16 protein-coding genes and 1 pseudogene are annotated in these 16,578 nt (G+C 68.8%); 7 read left to right on the forward strand and 10 right to left on the reverse strand.

Translation table 11 applies throughout. The features are described 5' to 3' along the window. Window positions 1–24 precede the first annotated feature (24 nt). The 4 genes and pseudogenes from APZ15_RS21350 to APZ15_RS21365 all read right to left on the reverse strand — a co-directional run bounded on the left by APZ15_RS21350 (window position 25) and on the right by APZ15_RS21365 (window position 3,153). Window positions 25–325 (reverse strand): annotated as a pseudogene (locus APZ15_RS21350) (type II toxin-antitoxin system RelE/ParE family toxin). Next, window positions 322–597 (reverse strand): YlcI/YnfO family protein, encoded by a 276-nt coding sequence (locus APZ15_RS21355; protein ID WP_027790811.1) that lies wholly within the window; start codon window positions 595–597, stop codon window positions 322–324. Before APZ15_RS21355 ends, APZ15_RS21350 begins: the two are co-directional and overlap by 4 nt. 117 nt (window positions 598–714) lie before the next feature. Then, complete coding sequence (locus APZ15_RS21360; RefSeq protein ID WP_021158399.1) at window positions 715–2,025, reverse strand: MFS transporter; 1,311 nt, start codon at window positions 2,023–2,025, stop codon at window positions 715–717. Between the two features lie 111 nt (window positions 2,026–2,136). Next, window positions 2,137–3,153, reverse strand: a complete 1,017-nt coding sequence (locus tag APZ15_RS21365) for an ABC transporter substrate-binding protein (protein ID WP_027790810.1) — start codon at window positions 3,151–3,153, stop codon at window positions 2,137–2,139. Between the two features lie 238 nt (window positions 3,154–3,391). Between APZ15_RS21365 and APZ15_RS21370 the strand changes: the two genes are divergently transcribed. Then, window positions 3,392–4,057, forward strand: a complete 666-nt coding sequence (locus tag APZ15_RS21370; RefSeq protein ID WP_021158397.1) for a response regulator transcription factor — start codon at window positions 3,392–3,394, stop codon at window positions 4,055–4,057. Continuing rightward, window positions 4,044–5,465 (forward strand): sensor histidine kinase, encoded by a 1,422-nt coding sequence (locus APZ15_RS21375; RefSeq protein WP_027790809.1) that lies wholly within the window; start codon window positions 4,044–4,046, stop codon window positions 5,463–5,465. Before APZ15_RS21370 ends, APZ15_RS21375 begins: the two co-directional genes overlap by 14 nt. 37 nt (window positions 5,466–5,502) lie before the next feature. On the opposite strand, the gene APZ15_RS21380 is transcribed toward APZ15_RS21375, so the two are convergent. From APZ15_RS21380 to APZ15_RS21400, 5 genes are all read right to left on the reverse strand, one after another. Next, window positions 5,503–5,949, reverse strand: a complete 447-nt coding sequence (locus tag APZ15_RS21380) for a hypothetical protein (protein WP_027790808.1) — start codon at window positions 5,947–5,949, stop codon at window positions 5,503–5,505. 114 nt (window positions 5,950–6,063) lie between these two features. Then, window positions 6,064–6,828, reverse strand: coding sequence for an ABC transporter ATP-binding protein (locus APZ15_RS21385; RefSeq protein WP_027790807.1), 765 nt, complete (start codon window positions 6,826–6,828; stop codon window positions 6,064–6,066). Continuing rightward, on the reverse strand, window positions 6,825–7,682 hold the full coding sequence (locus tag APZ15_RS21390; protein WP_027790806.1) for an ABC transporter ATP-binding protein: 858 nt from the start codon (window positions 7,680–7,682) through the stop codon (window positions 6,825–6,827). Before APZ15_RS21390 ends, APZ15_RS21385 begins: the two co-directional genes overlap by 4 nt. 11 nt (window positions 7,683–7,693) lie before the next feature. Next, window positions 7,694–9,505 (reverse strand): ABC transporter permease, encoded by a 1,812-nt coding sequence (locus tag APZ15_RS21395; protein WP_027790805.1) that lies wholly within the window; start codon window positions 9,503–9,505, stop codon window positions 7,694–7,696. A 34-nt stretch (window positions 9,506–9,539) separates the two neighbouring features. Then, window positions 9,540–10,733, reverse strand: a complete 1,194-nt coding sequence (locus APZ15_RS21400) for an ABC transporter substrate-binding protein (protein WP_027790804.1) — start codon at window positions 10,731–10,733, stop codon at window positions 9,540–9,542. Window positions 10,734–11,088: 355 nt separating this feature from the next. On the opposite strand from APZ15_RS21400, the gene APZ15_RS21405 reads away from it, so the two are divergent. Genes APZ15_RS21405 through APZ15_RS21420 form a run of 4 tightly spaced genes read left to right on the forward strand, consistent with a single transcriptional unit; the run spans window position 11,089 to window position 14,735 of the window. After that, a complete protein-coding gene (locus tag APZ15_RS21405; protein WP_027790803.1) occupies window positions 11,089–12,138 on the forward strand; it encodes a LysR family transcriptional regulator in 1,050 nt (349 codons plus the stop codon). Further along, window positions 12,135–13,568, forward strand: coding sequence for a flavin-containing monooxygenase (locus tag APZ15_RS21410; RefSeq protein ID WP_027790802.1), 1,434 nt, complete (start codon window positions 12,135–12,137; stop codon window positions 13,566–13,568). Before APZ15_RS21405 ends, APZ15_RS21410 begins: the two co-directional genes overlap by 4 nt. A gap of 46 nt (window positions 13,569–13,614) precedes the next feature. Beyond that, window positions 13,615–14,145, forward strand: a complete 531-nt coding sequence (locus APZ15_RS21415) for a CMD domain-containing protein (protein ID WP_027790801.1) — start codon at window positions 13,615–13,617, stop codon at window positions 14,143–14,145. Then, window positions 14,142–14,735 (forward strand): peroxidase-related enzyme, encoded by a 594-nt coding sequence (locus APZ15_RS21420; RefSeq protein ID WP_027790800.1) that lies wholly within the window; start codon window positions 14,142–14,144, stop codon window positions 14,733–14,735. Before APZ15_RS21415 ends, APZ15_RS21420 begins: the two co-directional genes overlap by 4 nt. A gap of 52 nt (window positions 14,736–14,787) precedes the next feature. On the opposite strand, the gene APZ15_RS21425 is transcribed toward APZ15_RS21420, so the two are convergent. Beyond that, window positions 14,788–15,219, reverse strand: coding sequence for an Lrp/AsnC family transcriptional regulator (locus APZ15_RS21425; protein WP_027790799.1), 432 nt, complete (start codon window positions 15,217–15,219; stop codon window positions 14,788–14,790). A gap of 267 nt (window positions 15,220–15,486) precedes the next feature. On the opposite strand from APZ15_RS21425, the gene APZ15_RS21430 reads away from it, so the two are divergent. Then, a complete protein-coding gene (locus APZ15_RS21430; protein WP_027790798.1) occupies window positions 15,487–16,566 on the forward strand; it encodes an ornithine cyclodeaminase in 1,080 nt (359 codons plus the stop codon). The last annotated feature ends 12 nt before the right edge of the window (window positions 16,567–16,578 follow it).

The raw sequence follows: 16,578 nt of genomic DNA on the forward strand, positions 1-16,578 counted from the left end.
GCCGGCCGCCGCGTCGATCATGCGTCAGTGGTAGTCCTCTTCCCGTTGATGTCGCACGGCCAGAATCGTGACTTGCTCGGCCGCTTCAATCTCGAACAGCAGGACATAGCCCGACGTGCCGAAAGACACGATCAGCTCGCGCAGAAACGGATTCCCGTCGTCGATCTTGCGGCATGTGAACGGAAACATTCGGAGCATGGCGATACCTTGTTCGATCGCGTCCGCAGCCCGCTGCCGCTGCATCGCTATCACGTTCGAGCAGGTATCGATGCATCCGCACCAGATCCCCACGGGCCGCACGTGTATATCGGACCCGATAGATCAATCCGCCGCCTTCGCTGCTCTCGCAGCGTTCAGCACGCCATCGAGTTCGGCCTGCACGTCGGCGGCGTCGACGTATTCGCCGGTACGACGCGCCTCGTCACGCGATGCAAGGCCACGGGTGACAAACTCGCGCCGCAGGCGACGACGCGCGATACCATCGCGAAGCGCCGACTCCATGAACGCAGACAACGTCTCGTTTTCCTCAAGGACCGACTCTGCCGCCTCCCGCAATTGCGGATCGACACGCAGCGCCGGTATGGTCGCGGTTTTCATCGCACACTCCATGGATTACATATGTAATCCATGGTAGCAAACCCTCTTTTACGCGTGCAGTCGGCCATTCGGCCTGACCAACGTGTCCGGGACCACAATCCGGCCGCGCCGCGAGCCTCACGCCCGCACCGCCACCATCCCCCGCTCCGAGCGGGTCCACGCGACCAGCGCGCCGATTCCGAGCAGCGCGAGACACACGATCGGCACGATCATCGGCCCGAACGCGGTGCCCGTCACCTTGCCGGCAAACGGCATCAGGTTCTGGCTGAAGAAGCCGCCGAGGTTGCCGATCGAGTTGATCGCCGCGACGCTCGCCGCCGCCCGCGCGCCGGTGAAGTAGCGCGGCGGCATCGACCAGAAGCACGGGTACAGCAGCGGGATGCATGCGCCGCCGAGCACCAGCGCGATGAAGCGCAGCGGCGTCGACGGCAGCACGAGGCTCAGCAGGAAGCCGAGCGCGCCAAGCGCCGCGACGATCGCGATCGTGCGCAGGATGCTCTTCGCGCGACGCAGTTTCCCCGGCAGCCACACCAGCAGCAGCACCGCGAGCGCCCACGGCAGCATGCTCAGGAAGCCGTTCGTCGTGCTCGACACGCCGAACGATTTCACGAGCGTCGGCAGCCAGTACGTCACGCCGTACAGCGACGTCGACATCAGCATGTAGGTCGCCGCGAACAGCATCACGCGCGGGTCGAGCAGCGCTTTCCACGGCTGGCCGTGCTCGGCCTGCGCGGGTTTCTCGCGTTCGAGCGCGGCCTCGACGATCTGCTTCTCGCGGTCGTCCAGGAAACGGGCGTCGCGCACCGACGCGGGCAGCACGCGGAACACGACGATCGCGACGATCACCGCCGGGATGCCCGTCGCCACGAACACCCACTGCCAGCCCGCGAGCCCCCACACGCCGTTCAGGCTCAGCAACACGCCGCCGACCAGCGAGCCGAGCATGTTCGCGAGCGCGCTGCCGAGCGTGAAGATGCCGAGCACCTTCGCGCGATAGCTCTGCGGAAACCACAACGTCAGGTAGTAGATCACGCCCGGATAGAAGCCGGCCTCGGCGATGCCGAGCACGAAGCGCAGCGCGCAGAAAGCGGGCATCGACGTCGTGAAGCCCATCAGCACCGTGATCAGCCCCCACGTCAGCATGATCCGCGCGAGCCACACGCGCGCGCCGTAGCGATGCAGCGCGAGCGTGCTCGGCACCTCGAACAGCAGGTAGCCGATGAAGAACAGCGACGACGCGAGCCCGAACGCGGCTTCCGTCATCCCGAGGCTGTGCACCATCTGCAGTTTCGCGAAGCCGACGTTCTGCCGGTCGATGAACGCGATCAGGAACATCACGACGAGGATGGGCAGCAGGCGCCGCGCCATCTTCGACATGATGCGCTGTTCTTCGGCGGACGCGGGGTCCAGGGTGTCGGTAGCATTCACTTCAGGCTCCTTGCGTGAATCGGTTGCACAGCGGTTGCATGTCGTTTGAATCGGCGCCGCGCGCGACGATCGCGCGGGTGCGGGGCATGTCGGGGAAAGGAAGCGGCGGCATCAGCGCGACCGGTAGTCGTCGAGCATCGGCGCGAACATCTCGTGCCATGCACGCGGCTTCGCCTTGATCGTGCCGGCCAGGTACAGGAATTCGACGTAGTCCATCAGCTGGTTCGGCAGTACCGAGAAGCGCGTGTCGGGCGCGGCGAGCATCCGCATCACGTCGTCGTGCGACACGCCGACGCCCGACGACGCCGCATACAGCGCGGCTGCCGCGCGCGGGTCCTGCGCGATCAGGCGGTTCGCTTCGTCGAGCGCGCCGAGAAACGCGACGGCCAGCGCGGGGTCCGTATCGACGAGCCGCTTCGGCGCGAATACGACGTCGAGCGTCAGCGGGCCGAGCACGTCGACCGAATTCACGACGCGGTGAATGCCCGGCTGCCGCAGCTCGAGCGTCGAGAACGGCGGCGACGTGAAGTGCGCGGTCACGCCGTTCTCGCGCCGGATCAGCGCCTGCATCGCCTGCGGATGCGGGAGGTTCACGGTGATCGAATCGAGCTGCGCGAAATGCTTCGCGCCGAGCTGCCGGCTCGCGACCATCTGCAGCACGACCGCCGACAGCGACGTGCGGATGCCGGGCACCGCGATCCGGTCGGACGGCGTGAAGTCGCGCAGCGACACGAGGCCCGCGCGGTTCGCGTTCAGCGACAGCGACGTGGTGGACAGCCCGCTGATGCCGATCACCTCGACGTTCGGAATGCCGCGCGCCCGTGCCCACAGCTCGATGAACCCCGGAGCGCCGGCGCCCGCGAAATCGAGCGTGCCGGCCATCATCGCGTCGTTGACGGAATTGCCGCCGTCGAGCAGCACCCAGTCGACCGCGACGTCGCGCACGCCGTGGCGCGCCGCGTGCCGCTCGAACAGCCGCTGCTTCTCCATCACGAGCAGCGGCAGGTACAGCACCCCGAAGCCTTTCGAGATCCGGACGGTGCGCGGCTTCGCGCGCACGAGCGGCGGCGCGGCCAGCATGCCGATCCCGGCGGCGATCAACGCGCGGCGGCGCGGCGACGTCGTCATGCGCGGGCCGCCGTGCGACGGACGGAAAACGGCCACGCGACAACCCGCGTCGCGCTGCGCCGCGCGTTCGTCGTGCCCGTGACATGCTGCATGTTGCCGTCTCCTTGAATATTTCTGGTATTAATGCCGTCCTTGCGTGCTGCATCCGGCTCGACACAGGTTATCGACCGAGTCTGAGAAAATGCTGACATCCCGGCCCCGGGAAAACCCCTAACCCACCCATCTGCGAAACGGCACCATGCGTATTCTCGTCGTGGAGGACGATGCCGAAATCGGCGCGGCGATCCGCAGCCGCCTGGCGCGGCTCGGCCATGCCGTCGATCTCGAGACCGACGGCGCGACCGCGAACGGGCTGCTGCGCGTCGAGCGCTTCGACCTCGTCGTGCTCGACGCGAACCTGCCCGGCATGGACGGCTTCACCGTGCTGCGCAACCTGCGCGCGTCGGGCAGCACGACACCCGTGCTGCTCGTCACCGCACGCTCGGCGATCGACGACCGCGTGAGCGGCCTCGGCCTCGGCGCCGACGACTACCTGGTGAAGCCGTTCGACTACCGCGAGCTCGACGCGCGCGTGCAGGCGCTCCTGCGCCGCAACAGCGGCCACGCGAACGACGTGCTGACGCTCGGCGGCCTCGTGATCGACCGCAGCAGCCGCCTGGCGGAACTCGACGGCCAGCCGCTGTCGCTGTCGCGCCAGGAATTCGCGCTGCTCGAAATCCTCGCGAGCCGCCCGCAACGCATCTTCTCGAAGGACGAACTGCTGAACCAGCTGTTCAGCTTCGGCAACGAGCCGACCGCGAATGCGGTCGAGCAGTACGTGACACGCGTGCGCAGGAAGCTGCAGGGCAGCTCGGTCGAGATCCGTACCGCGCGCGGGATGGGGTATCAGATTGCGGCGCACTGACTGGTTCCCGAAGACGCTGTTCGGGCGCACGCTGCTCTTCATCGCGCTCGTCGTCGCGTCCGGCGCGCTCGCGCTCGCGGCGATCGCGCGCTACTACGCGGGCGTCGCGGCCGAACGCGCATACGACCAGCTGCTTGCCGGCGCCTCGATCCAGGTCGCGGAAAACCTCTACGTGCAGGGCGGCGTGCTCGCGCTGAATCCGCCGGTGGCCGCGCTGTCGACGCTGTCGCGCTATGACCTCGTCTACTACAAGGTCGTCGATTCGCGCGGCATCGTCGTGGCCGGCTACAACGATCTCGCGAGCCCCGTGACGCTCGCCGCCGCGAAACAGGGCCCGGCGTTCGCGAACGGCCTGTACCAGGGGCACCGGATCCGCACCGCGACCATCGCGCGTTACATGCCCGAGGAAAGCACGCCGGGCTGGGCGCTCGTGACCGTCGCGCAAACCACCAACGCGCGCCAGCAGCTCACGAACGACATGAGCCTCAAGGTGTGGACGCTGATCCTGCTGATGAGCGTGCTCGCGATCGGCGCGAGCGGCCTCGCGATCCGGCGCGGCCTGCGCCCGCTCGCGCAGATCGGCACGATCATCGCCGCGCGCGACCCGGCCGACCTGCGGCCGGTGGCCGTCGACACGCCGAGCGAGATCGACGCGATCATCGGGTCGATCAACGGATTGATACACCGCCTGGCCGAACGCATCAACGCGATGCAGCGCTTCATCGCCGACGCCGCGCACCAGATGCGCACGCCGCTCGCGCGGCTCGACGCGCAGATCGAGCTGCTCGATGGTGAATCCGATCCCGCGCGCCATGCGGCACGCCTCGACGCGCTACGCGCGACCTCTTCGGACGTCGGCCGGCTCACCGGCCAGTTGCTCAATCACGCGATGGTGATCCATCGCACCGAAGCCGTACCGCTGCAGCCGGTCGACCTCGTCGCGCTCGCGAAGGACGTGCTCGGCCGCGCGATTCCGCTCGCGGGCGAGCGCGATGTCGCCGTCGCATTCGCGAGCGACGCGCCGCTCGCCTGGATCGACGGCGACGCGATCAGCCTGCAGGAAGCGTTGTCGAACGTGCTGCACAACGCACTGCTGCACGGGCATGCGGACGACATCGTCGTGTCGGTCGCGACGAAGGGCGACGCAGGCGACACCGTGACGCTGACCGTCACCGACAACGGCCGCGGCATTCCACGCGAGCATTGGGATGCCGCGCTGCAGCCGTTCGTGCGGATCGCACCGGACGGCAGCGAGCGGCGCACGGGGTCGGGCCTCGGGCTCGCGATCGTGCAGGAAGTGATGAAGGCGCACGGCGGGCGCATCGGGTTTGCGTTTCCCGATGCGGGCGGGTTCGCGGTGGTGCTGACGTTTCCGCGTGCGGCAGGGATCGGCGCCGCGCAGGCATGAAGGGACGGACCGGTGCCGGATCGGGCGCGGCAGGCGCTCAGTCGTCGTCGTTGTCGTCGAGGCGGTTCCGCTCCGCATGCCGCGCGACCAACTGGTCCAGCTCGTCATACCGACGATCGCAGAACAGCCGGCACAATGTGTCGACTTCCGCGCGCGTGTCGACGTCGATCGTGTCGACATGTCGTTCCAGCTTGCCTTTGCCGATCCCGAACAGCCCCTTCTTCATCCGCATCGAAACGGCATTCAACTGGAAGCCGTCCGCATGCGCGTCGCTCAGCGCGGTCACCCACAATTCGCGCTGATCGTCGGCGTGCTGCAACACGAGCGCGGGCAACGGCCCTTCCTGCGTGTCGTCCCATTCGGCGTGCTGCGCCGCCCACGGGAACGTATCGAAGGCACGCGTGAACGACGCGTAGTCCGTCACGCCCTGAGGATCGAGTTGAGTGTAGTCGTAGCCGGTTTTCTGAATGGCGTAGGTCAACATGGCGCGGCGCTCCCGGTGGCGGTAATGGCGACTGCGCGTAATCTACCTGACAAGTCGGTGTACCTCGCAGTTTTTCGCGAGGCCGGATCCGGGCACCGCCATCGGCCCCGCCCGCTACGCCGCCACCGCCTCGCCACCGAGATACGCATCGCGCACGCGCTCGTCGTCGAGCAGCGCCTTGGCCTGCCCTTCGAGCACGACGCGCCCCGTTTGCAGCACATACCCGTAATGCGCGATCTCCAGTGCGAGGCTCGCGTTCTGCTCGACCATGAACACGGTCACGCCCTGCTTGTTGATCGCGTCGATCAGTTCGAGCACCTTGTCGACATAGAGCGGTGACAGCCCCATCGTCGGCTCGTCCATGCAGATCAGCTTCGGCCGCGCCATCAATGCCCGCGCCATCGCCAGCATCTGCTGCTCGCCGCCCGACAGCGTGCCCGCGCGCTGCGTCAGCCGCTCGCGCACCCGGGGAAACAGGTCGAGCACGCGTTCGTAGTCCTCGGCCACCGCCGCGCGGTCGCCGCGCGTGTACGCGCCCATCAGCAGGTTCTCGCGCACGCTCATGTCGCCGAACAGCCGCCGCGCCTCGGGCACGGCCGCGATCCCGCGCCGCACGCGCTGCGGCGTCGCGAGCGCCGTCACGTCGTCGCCGTCGAAGCGCACGACGCCGCGCTTCGGCCGCATCAACCCGAGAATCAGCTTCATCGTGGTCGACTTGCCGCTCGCATTGCCGCCGAGCAGGCTGACGATCTGCCCTCGGCCGACTTCGAAGTTCACGTCGAAATGCACCTGCACCGGCCCGTAGAACGTGTCGAGGTGTTCGAGTTTCAGCAGCGCATCGGTCATGTTCGTTTGCAATCCGGAAGAAGTGGCGCTCATGCGGCTGCCTGCGCCGCGCGCTCGGCCGGCGTGCCGCCCGCATGGCGGCGGCCGAGGTACGCCTCGATCACGCGAGGATCGTGCCGCACGTCGCGCGGCGCGCCTTCGGCGATCTTCACGCCGTTGTCGAGCACCATCACGCGGTCGGACACGCGCATCACGAGTTCGAGCTTGTGCTCGATCAGCAGGATCGTCAGGCCGCGCGCTTTCAGCGACTGGATCAGTTGCAGCATCTCGGCCGTCTCCGTCTCGTTCATCCCGGCCGTCGGTTCGTCGAGCAGCAGCAGGCGCGGATGCAGCGCCAGCGCGCGGCCGATCTCCACGCGCCGCCGGTTCGCATACGACAGGCTGTGGGCCGGATGATCGATGCGTGGGGTGAGCCGTTCGCCGAACCCGGCGATGATGCCGCGCGCCTCGTCGCGCAGCGCGGCTTCCTCGCGTCGCACCGACGCGGGCCGCACGAGCGCGCGCAGCACTTCGGCAGCCGCACCGAGTGCAGGCCAGCCCGGCCGCGCCGCACGCAGCCGCGCATGCGCGCCGATCAGCACGTTGTCGAGCACGCTCAGGTTGCCGAACACGCGGCCGTGCTGGAACGTGCGCGCGATGCCGAGCGCCGCGAGGCGTTCGGGCGCGGTGCCCGTGATGTCGCGGCCGTCGAACGTCACGCGGCCGGCGTCGGGCCGGTCGGCGCCCGCGATCAGGTTGAACAGCGTCGACTTGCCCGCGCCGTTCGGGCCGATCACGCTCAACAGTTCGCCGTCGGCGAGCGTCAGGCTCGCGCCGTCGAGCGCGGTCACGCCGTCGAAGCGGCGCGTCAGGCCCTGCACGTCGAGCAAGGGTCGATTGGTGGTCATCGCATGCCTCCTCACACCGTACCCAGCAGGCCCTGCGGCCGGAACCGGACGAGCAGCAGCAGCACGAGGCCGTAGATCAGCATCCGGTAATCGGCCGCCCAGCGGAACAGCTCGGGCAGCCCGATCAGCGCGATCGCGCCGACGATGCCGCCGAGCACGTTGCCGAGCCCGCCGAGGATCACCATCGTCAATGCGAGGATCGACACCTGCGAATCGAAGGTCTGGTGATTGATGTAGCTGTACAGGTGCGCGGCGATCCCGCCGCTCACACCGGCCGCGACGCCGCCGACCGCGAACGCGATCGCCTTGTAGCGGTTCGGCGCGATGCCGTGCGCACGCGCGGCGACGTCGTCCTCGCGCACCGCGCGCAGCGTGCGGCCGAGATGCGAGCGCAGCAGCCGCACCTGCACGAGCGCGAACCCGACGAGCACCACGAACGTGAACCAGTACGCGGCGCGCGCGGTACTCGCCCACGGCAGCGGCGCGATGCCGGTGACGCCGAGCGGGCCGCGCGTGAGGCTGTCCCAGTTCAGGATCACGAGGCTCACCACTTCGCCGATGCCGAGCGTCGCGATCGACACGTAGTGCCCGCGCAGCCGGAACGCCGGGTAGACGAGCAGCGTGCCGAGCACGGCCGTGATCGCGCCCGCGCACGGGATCGTCACGGCCGGCGACCAGCCGAGATCCGACGACAGCAGCGCCGACGCATACGCACCGATCACGAGCAGCGCCGCGTGGCCGAGCGAGATCTGCCCGACCGTGCCCGCGACGAGCGTGAGGCTCAGCGCGAGCAGCCCGTACAGCCACGCGTTGGTCAGCGTCTGCAGCACGTACGGCGACGCGCCGAGCCACGGCAGCACGGCGGCCAATGCAATCAGCGCGACGAGTACCGGACGCGGCACGCGCACGGCCTTCGCGGCCGCGAGGAAGGTACCCGTCATCGGCTCGGGCGGCAGCGCGCGGTTCGCGCTGAACAGGCCGTTCGGCCGCCACACGAGGAACACGATCAGCAGCCCGAACGCGAACAGGTCGCGGTAGCTCGTGCCGAACAGCGCGACGCCGTAGCTCTCGACGAGGCCGAGCAGCAGGCTGCCGGCGATCGCGCCCGGCACGTTGCCGAGCCCGCCGATCAGCAGCGCGACCACGCCCTTCAGCGTGGCCTGGAAGCCCATCGCCGGATCGATGCTGTTGTAGTACATGCCGACCAGCAGCCCGCTCACGCCGCCGAGCGCGCACGCGATCGCGAACACGGTCTGGTTCACGCGGTCGACGTCCACGCCCATCTGCAGCGCCGCGTCGCGATCCTGCGCGGTCGCGCGCACGGCCCAGCCGAGTCGCGTGAAGCGCAGGAAGCCGTACAGCAGCGCGGCCGCCGCGATGCCGATGCCCGCGATCAGCAGGTCGAGCGAGCCCAACGTCGCGCCGGCAATGCGCAGATGCCAGTCCGGCAGCGGCGTCGGCACCGCGCGCGGGTCCGCGCCGAAGGCGAGCTGCGCGAGCTGGTCGAGGATGAAGCTGATGCCGATCGTCGCGAGCAGCGGCGCGATGCGCGCCGCGTGGCGCAGCGGCCGCAGCCCGATCCGCTCGATCGCGACGCCGAGCGCGCCGCAGCCGACGACGACCGCCGCGAGCGCGACCGGCAGCGGCAGCCCAAAGCGCGTCAGGCACAGCCAGCCGATGAATGCGCCGACCATGTACACCGAGCCGTGCGCGAAGTTGATCAGATGCGACACGCCGAAGATCAACGCGAGCCCGACCGCGAGCAACGCGTAGATGTTGCCGACGATGAGGCCGTTGAGCGTGTAGTCGAGCCAGGAAGCCATCACGATGCGTCCGTCACGTGCATGCGGTTCGGGGTCAGCGCGCGGCGAGCTGCGGTTTCGCGCCGTCCCACAGCGCCCACTGCCCCTGCTTCACGACGAGATACACGGTGCGCGCGCCCGCGACGCGGCGCGTCTGCGGATCGAAGCGCACCTTGCCGAAGATCACGCTCGGCACGTCGCTGATCTTCGCGAAGCCGTCGTGCGCGGCCTGGCGCGTCGTGCCGTAGCGGCGCAGCACTTCCGCCGACAGGATCAGCGCGTCGTATGCGCGCGCGACGAACGAATCGGGATCGGCATGGAATTTCGCGCGATAGCGCTGCACGAACGCCTGCACCTCGGGGCGCGGCTCGGCCGGGAAGAAGTTCGATTCGGTATACACACCGTCGACGGCCGCGCCGCCCAGCTCGAGGAATTTCGGCGAATACACGGAGCCGACCGCCGCGATCGGCAGCGTGACGCCCGACGTGCGCGCCTGCCGCACGATCTGCGCGCCGTCCGCGTAGTACGAGATCAGCACGATCGAATCGGGCTTCGATTCGCCGATGCGCACGAGCGTCGAACGGAAATCCTTCTCCGCCGGCTGATAGCCTTCGGCCGCGACGACCTGCGCGCCGAGCCCGGCCACCGCCTTCGCGAAGATGTCCTTGCTGGTGCGGCCCCAGTCGGTGTTCAGGTACAGCACCGCGATCCGCTTGAAGCCGAGCTCCTTCACCGCGTAGCGCGCGAGCAGCGGCTGCTCCTCGGCCTGGCTCAGCGCGGTGCTCCACAGATAGTCGCCGCCTTTCGTGAAGTCCGGATGCGAGTTCGTGAAGCCGAACTGGATCAGTTGCCCGCGCTGGTAGATCGGCGATGCGGCCATCGACGTCGCGCTGGAGAAGTCGCCCAGCTCGATCGCGATGCGCGGATCGGCGACGAACTTCTGCGCGATCGCGACGGCCTGGCGCGGGTCGCTGCGGCTGTCCTGGAAGTCGATCGCGAGCGGCCGGCCATGGATGCCGCCGCTGCCGTTGATCTCGTCGAGCGCGAGATCGAAGCCGCGCTTCCATTGTTCGCCGTATTGCGCGTCCTGGCCCGTGAGCGGGCCGCTCACGCCGATCACCACCGGCTCGCCCGATACGCCCGCGGCGAGTGCGCCGCCCGTCGACAAGCCCCATGCGGCAGCGAGCGCCGCCACCGTGCCCAGCACGCGCCGCCATGCGCCGCGTACGTCGTTCCCCGAAACGTTCATGCGTCCCCCAGCTTCAGTCAGTCGAAAAGAGTGAGGGCATGTAACCATCCGGTTCAGGACGATCCAACGAAGTTTTGCGTATATCGATATCGGGCGCGGCGCGAAACCGGCGACGCCCGCGAACGGCCACCCACACGCGCTGCCGCGCGCGATGAGCCGGCATGCATCGCATCGCGTTGATTCGATTGGCGTTTCCTGTACGTCACGCATCGCCACCGGCGCGCCCGCGCGCCCCTCCGGCCATCGCGACGATCGTGCGCTTCGCAGTTTTCGCGCTGTCGATAGCAAAATTCATTATATGAATCACGCATGCTCACACTCCTACAATGCGCAAATCGCATCATCGGAAGGTGTCATGGAGCTGCATCAACTCGAAGCGTTTTCCGCGGTCATGTCGGCCGGCAGCGTGACCGGCGCGGGCGAACTGCTCGGCCGCTCGCAGCCGGCCGTCACGCGGCAGATCCAGGAGCTCGAAGCCGATCTCGGCTACGCGCTGTTCGACCGGCACGGCCCGCGCGTCACGCCGACGCGGCGCGCCTTCCTGCTCTACGAGGAAGTCGAGCGCTCGCTGGTCGGCCTGCGTGCGATCGAGGCGCGCGCACGGGCGCTCGGCGACGAAACCGCCGAACCCGTGCGCATCGCGGCGACGCCTTCGCTCGCGGCGACGCTCGTGCCGGCCGCGCTCGCCGCGCTGCCCGACGGCGCGCAGGCGCCGCACTACCAGTTGCGCAGCGAATCGGCCGAGCATGTCGTGCACGAGGTGCTGGCCGGCACGGCCGACATCGGCGTCGTCACGCTGCCGATGGCGCATGCGGGGCTCGACGTGCACTGGATCGCGCAGACGCCCTGCGTCGCCGTGCTGCCCGCCGGCGACCCGCTCGCGGCGCAGCCGCGCATCGCGCTGCGCGATCTCGCGCGCCGCCGCATCGTGACGGTCGCGAACCGGCACCGGCTGCGCCAGCGGATCGATGCGGCATTCGCGGCCGCGCGGGTCGACGCACGCGTCTTCATCGAAACCAATGCGTCGCTGAATGCGGTGATGGCGGCGCGTGCCGGCATCGGCATCGGCATCGTCGATCCGGCCACCGGTGTCGCACTGCCGGTGGCCGGCGTCGTCGCCCGCCCGCTCGACGTCGACATCCCGTTCGCGTTCGGCGTCGCGACGCCGGCCGGCAAGGCGCGCACGGCGGCCGTCGATGCGCTGCTCGACGCGCTGCACCGGACGACGCGCACACTGCTCGACGACGTGATCTTTCACGAGGCCGCCGCGCACGACGCGCTGCTGCGCGGCGACCGGCTGCGTGCCGGGCGCCCGTCACGTCCTTCAAGTCCCTCAAATCCTGCAAGCCCTTCCAGCCCGCCACGCACGGCACGATCGCGCCGCACGCGCCCGGAGGCCGCATGACGATGCCCGCCGATGCACTCCACGCACTCGAAACCCGGCTCGCTCAAGACCTGCGCTGGCTCGACCTGCCCGCGCCGTCGTGGGTGCCGCCGCGCGAGGCCGACGGCACACGCGTGCTCGACGTCGCGATCGTCGGCGGCGGCATGGCCGGGCTCGCGGCTGCCGCCGAACTGCGCCTGCTCGGCATCGACAACCAGTGCGTGATCGACCGCGCGCCGGCGGGTTACGAAGGGCCATGGGTCACGTTCGCGCGGATGGACACGCTGCGCTCGCCGAAGCAGCTCGCGGGCCCCGCGCTCGGCTTGCCCGCGCTGACGTTCCGCGCCTGGTTCGAAGCGCAATACGGCCGTGACGCATGGGACGCGCTCTACAAGATTCCGCGCACGCAATGGATGGACTACCTGCGCTGGTACCGGCGCGTGCTCGACCTGCCGGTGCGCAACGACACCACGCTCGTCGCGCTGCGCCCGCGCGACGACGGCCTGCTCGCGCTCGACGTGCGCGGCAACGGCGAAGCGCAGACGCTGCTCGCGCGGCATGTGGTGCTCGCGACCGGCCGCGACGGGCTCGGCGGCCCGTACGTGCCGCCCGTCGCGCACCGCGCGCCGCGCGCGCGTTGGGCCCATTCGTCCGAGCCGATCGACTTCGCGGCGCTCGCGGGCAAGCGCATCGGCGTGGTCGGCGCGGGCGCGTCCGCGTTCGACAATGCGGGTACCGCGCTCGAAGCCGGCGCCGCGCGCGTCGACCTGTTCTTCCGCCGCGCGGACATTCCGCGCATCAACAAGCTGACGGGCATCGGCAGCCCGGGGCTCGTGCACGGCTACGCGGATCTCGACGACGCGACGAAGTGGCGCTTCATGCACTACGCGCTGACGTCGCAGACGCCGCCGCCGCGCGACAGCGTGCTGCGCGTGTCGCGTCACGAGCATGCGCATTTTCATGCGGGCAGCCCGATCGAGACGCTCGCCGAACATGCGGACGCCCTCGACGTGACGACGCCGCGCGGGCGCTACACCGTCGATTTCATGATCTTCGCGACGGGCTTTCATTCGGACTGGACGACGCGCGCGGAATTCGCGTCGTTCGGCTCGCACGTGCGGCGCTGGAAGGATCGTTATCGGCCGGCGCCGGATTTGTGGCTCGACGAACTCGCGGAATCGCCCGATCTCGGCCCCGCATTCTCGTTCCAGGAGCGCGAGCCCGGTGCATGCCCGGCTGTCACGCGAATCCATTGCTTCAACCATGCGGCGAGCCTGAGCCACGGCAAGCTGTCCGGCGATATCCCGGCGATCAGCGCGGGCGCCGAGCGGCTCGCGCGCGGCATCGCGAGCCGGCTGTTCGACGCGGATCGCGATCGCCACTACGACGCGCTCGTCGCATACGCGAACGCGGAACTGCAAGGCGACGAATGGCGCGACGCCGATGCATGAGCGCGCGTCCATCGACCCCATAGACGACCAAGGAATCCCGAACGATATGACTGAATCCATCACGCCGGCCGATGCGCCGGACACGATCGATGCGGCGGCCGGCCTGCGCGACGGCGACGCGATCGCCGCACTGCGCCGCGCGCGCGAAAAGGTGCTGCTTCATACGCGGCTGAGCGAGGCTGCCCTGTTCGATCCCGCACTGCCCGATCTTTCGTTGATCGAAAGACTGCACACGGCCCGGTATGTCGCGCACAAGTCGAAGGCGCCGGCATTGACCGACACCTATCGTGCACGGCTGATCGACGCGGGCGGCACGCTCGACGATATCGCACGCGCGGACGCCGATGCGTTCGACGCGCTGCCTCGACGCATCGGCGCGATCCTTGCGCATGCACGCCTGCTGACGCTCGCCCCTGTCGATGCGCGCCCGTCCGATCTCGATGCGCTGAAGTCGGCCGGGCTCACGACGCCCGCGATCGTCGCGCTGTCGCAGCTCGTGGCGTTCGTCGCGTACCAGTTGCGCGTCGCCGTTGCCGCGCAGGCGCTTCAGGCACGTACTGCAACGGAGGCCGCATGACGACGACCGCCCACGGCTTCACGTCCGACACGCTCGGCTGGCGCGCCTGGCTCGACACCGTTTCGCTCGATGCCGCAACGCCCGAGCAGCTGGCCGTGCTCGACGCGAGCCACCCGCAAGCGAAGACGTCCGACTATTACCTGCTGCTCGTCCACCTGCCCGAGATCCTGCGGCAGCGCTCGGGCGTGTTCAACGCGATCATGTACGGCCCCGGCGGACTGTCGCGCGCCGAGCGCGAACTCGCCAGCACGGCCGTGTCGCGCGTGAACGGTTGCGTGTATTGCGCATCCGTGCATGCGCAGCGCTTCACGCAGCTCGCGAAACGCACCGACGCGATCGAGCAGGTATTCGACGATCCGGCGACGGCCGGCACGACGGCGCGCGAACGCGCGATCGTGCGTTATGCGATCGCGCTGACGGAGCGGCCCGAAACGGTCGACGCGAGCGATGTCGCCGCGCTGGAAGCCGAAGGGCTGACGCATGAGGAGATTCTCGACCTGTCGCACGCGGTCGCGATCTTCGCGTGGGCGAACCGGTTGATGCTGACGCTGGGCGAGCCGGTGTTTCCGGAACCGGCGTCACTCGCCTGACGCCTGACGCCCGGCCCAACCCGAACACGGGCTGACGCAGGCGCCGCCCGCGTCACGCCTTGTGCGTCGACAGCAGGATACTCGTCTCGGTATTCGCGATCCCGTCGATCAACCGGATCGCGCCGAGCACGCGATCGAAGTGCTCGAGCGAATCGGCATGCAGCTCGGCGACGAGATCCCAGCGCCCGTTCGTGCTGTGGATCGACGTCACGTTCGGATGCCCGCGCAGCACCTTCACCACTTCCGCGCCGCGGTTGCCCTGCACGGCGATCGACATCAGCGCGCGGATCCGGTGGCGTTCCGCCGCCGGCTTGAGCCGCACCGTATAACCGACGATCACGCCGTTTTTCTCCAGCCGCGTCAGCCGGTTCTGCACGGTCGCGCGCGCGACGCGCAATGCCTTCGCCAGCGCGACGACGGGCAGTCGCGCGTTGTCGCGCAGCAGCGCGATGAGCTGCCGGTCGACATCGTCGAGCGTAATCATGGGTGGACCTTCCTGTTGAACGTGAACCGGCCGCCAGCGTGCCGGAGGCTGCGCATTCCGCGCCAGCGAAACTTGTCAAATTGCCGGATATGGCTGGCATTCTGCCAAGTCTATCGATAAATCTGCCACTTTTGCTGTCTATTTGTTGGCTCGACTCGCGGAAATAATGACGTATCGACCGGCCGGACACGCCGCGCCGAAGCACCGCCCGGTCGACCAGAACGCCAGGGACATCCGTACCGGCACTGAGAACATGGAGACAGACGCATGACCCGCTTCCTCGACGTTCCCGCCACCGCCCGACTGATCGCCAAAACCGGCGTCACGACGTTCCTGCGCGAACTCGTCGACACGCTGCGCGCCGATTACCTGCACTGGGCCGACTTCGACAAGTCGCCGCGCGTCGCGTGCCACTCGCGCGACGGCGTGATCGAACTGATGCCCGTCGCGAACGCATCGCTATTCGCGTTCAAGTACGTGAACGGCCACCCCGTCAACGCCGCGCGCGGGATGCACACGGTGATGGCGTTCGGCGCGCTCGCCGAAGTCGACACCGGCTACCCGCTGCTGCTCGCCGAACTCACGCTCACCACCGCGCTGCGCACGGCCGCCACGTCGGTGCTCGCCGCGCAGGTACTCGCCCGCCCCGACGCGCGCACGATGGCGCTGATCGGCAACGGTGCGCAGAGCGAATTCCAGGCGATCGCGTTCCATACGCTGCTCGGCATCGACGAAATCCGCGTGTTCGACGTCGATCCGCGCGCGACCGACAAGCTCGTGCGGAACCTCGCCGCGTACCCGGCGCTGCGCGCCGTGCGTGCCGCATCGACCGCCGATGCCGTGCGCGGCGCCGACATCGTGACGACCGTCACCGCCGACAAGGCATACGCGACGATCGTCACGGCCGACATGATCGAGCCCGGCATGCACCTGAACGCCGTGGGCGGCGATTGCCCGGGCAAGACCGAACTCGAAGCGGGCGTGCTGCATGCGGGCCGCGTGTTCGTCGAATTCGAGCCGCAGTCGCGCATCGAGGGCGAGATTCAGCAGATGCCGGCCGACTTCCCCGTCACCGAACTGTGGCGCGTGCTGCAACGCGAGACGACCGGCCGCGAACGCGCGGACGAAGTCACGGTGTTCGACTCGGTCGGCTTCGCGCTCGAGGATTATTCGGCGCTGCGCTACCTCTATGCGCTCGCGCAGCAGCACAACGCGGGCGTCGAGATCGCGCTGATTCCGCCGGCCGTCGACCCGAAGAACCTGTTCGCGCTGATCGACGATCCGGCCGCGATCGCGCAGGGTCACGCGGCATACGTGACCGAAGCCGTCGCCGCGTTCGCGCGCTGACCGCGATGCCCG

Source organism: Burkholderia cepacia ATCC 25416 (assembly GCF_001411495.1).
GTDB classification, from domain to species: Bacteria; Pseudomonadota; Gammaproteobacteria; order Burkholderiales; family Burkholderiaceae; genus Burkholderia; species Burkholderia cepacia.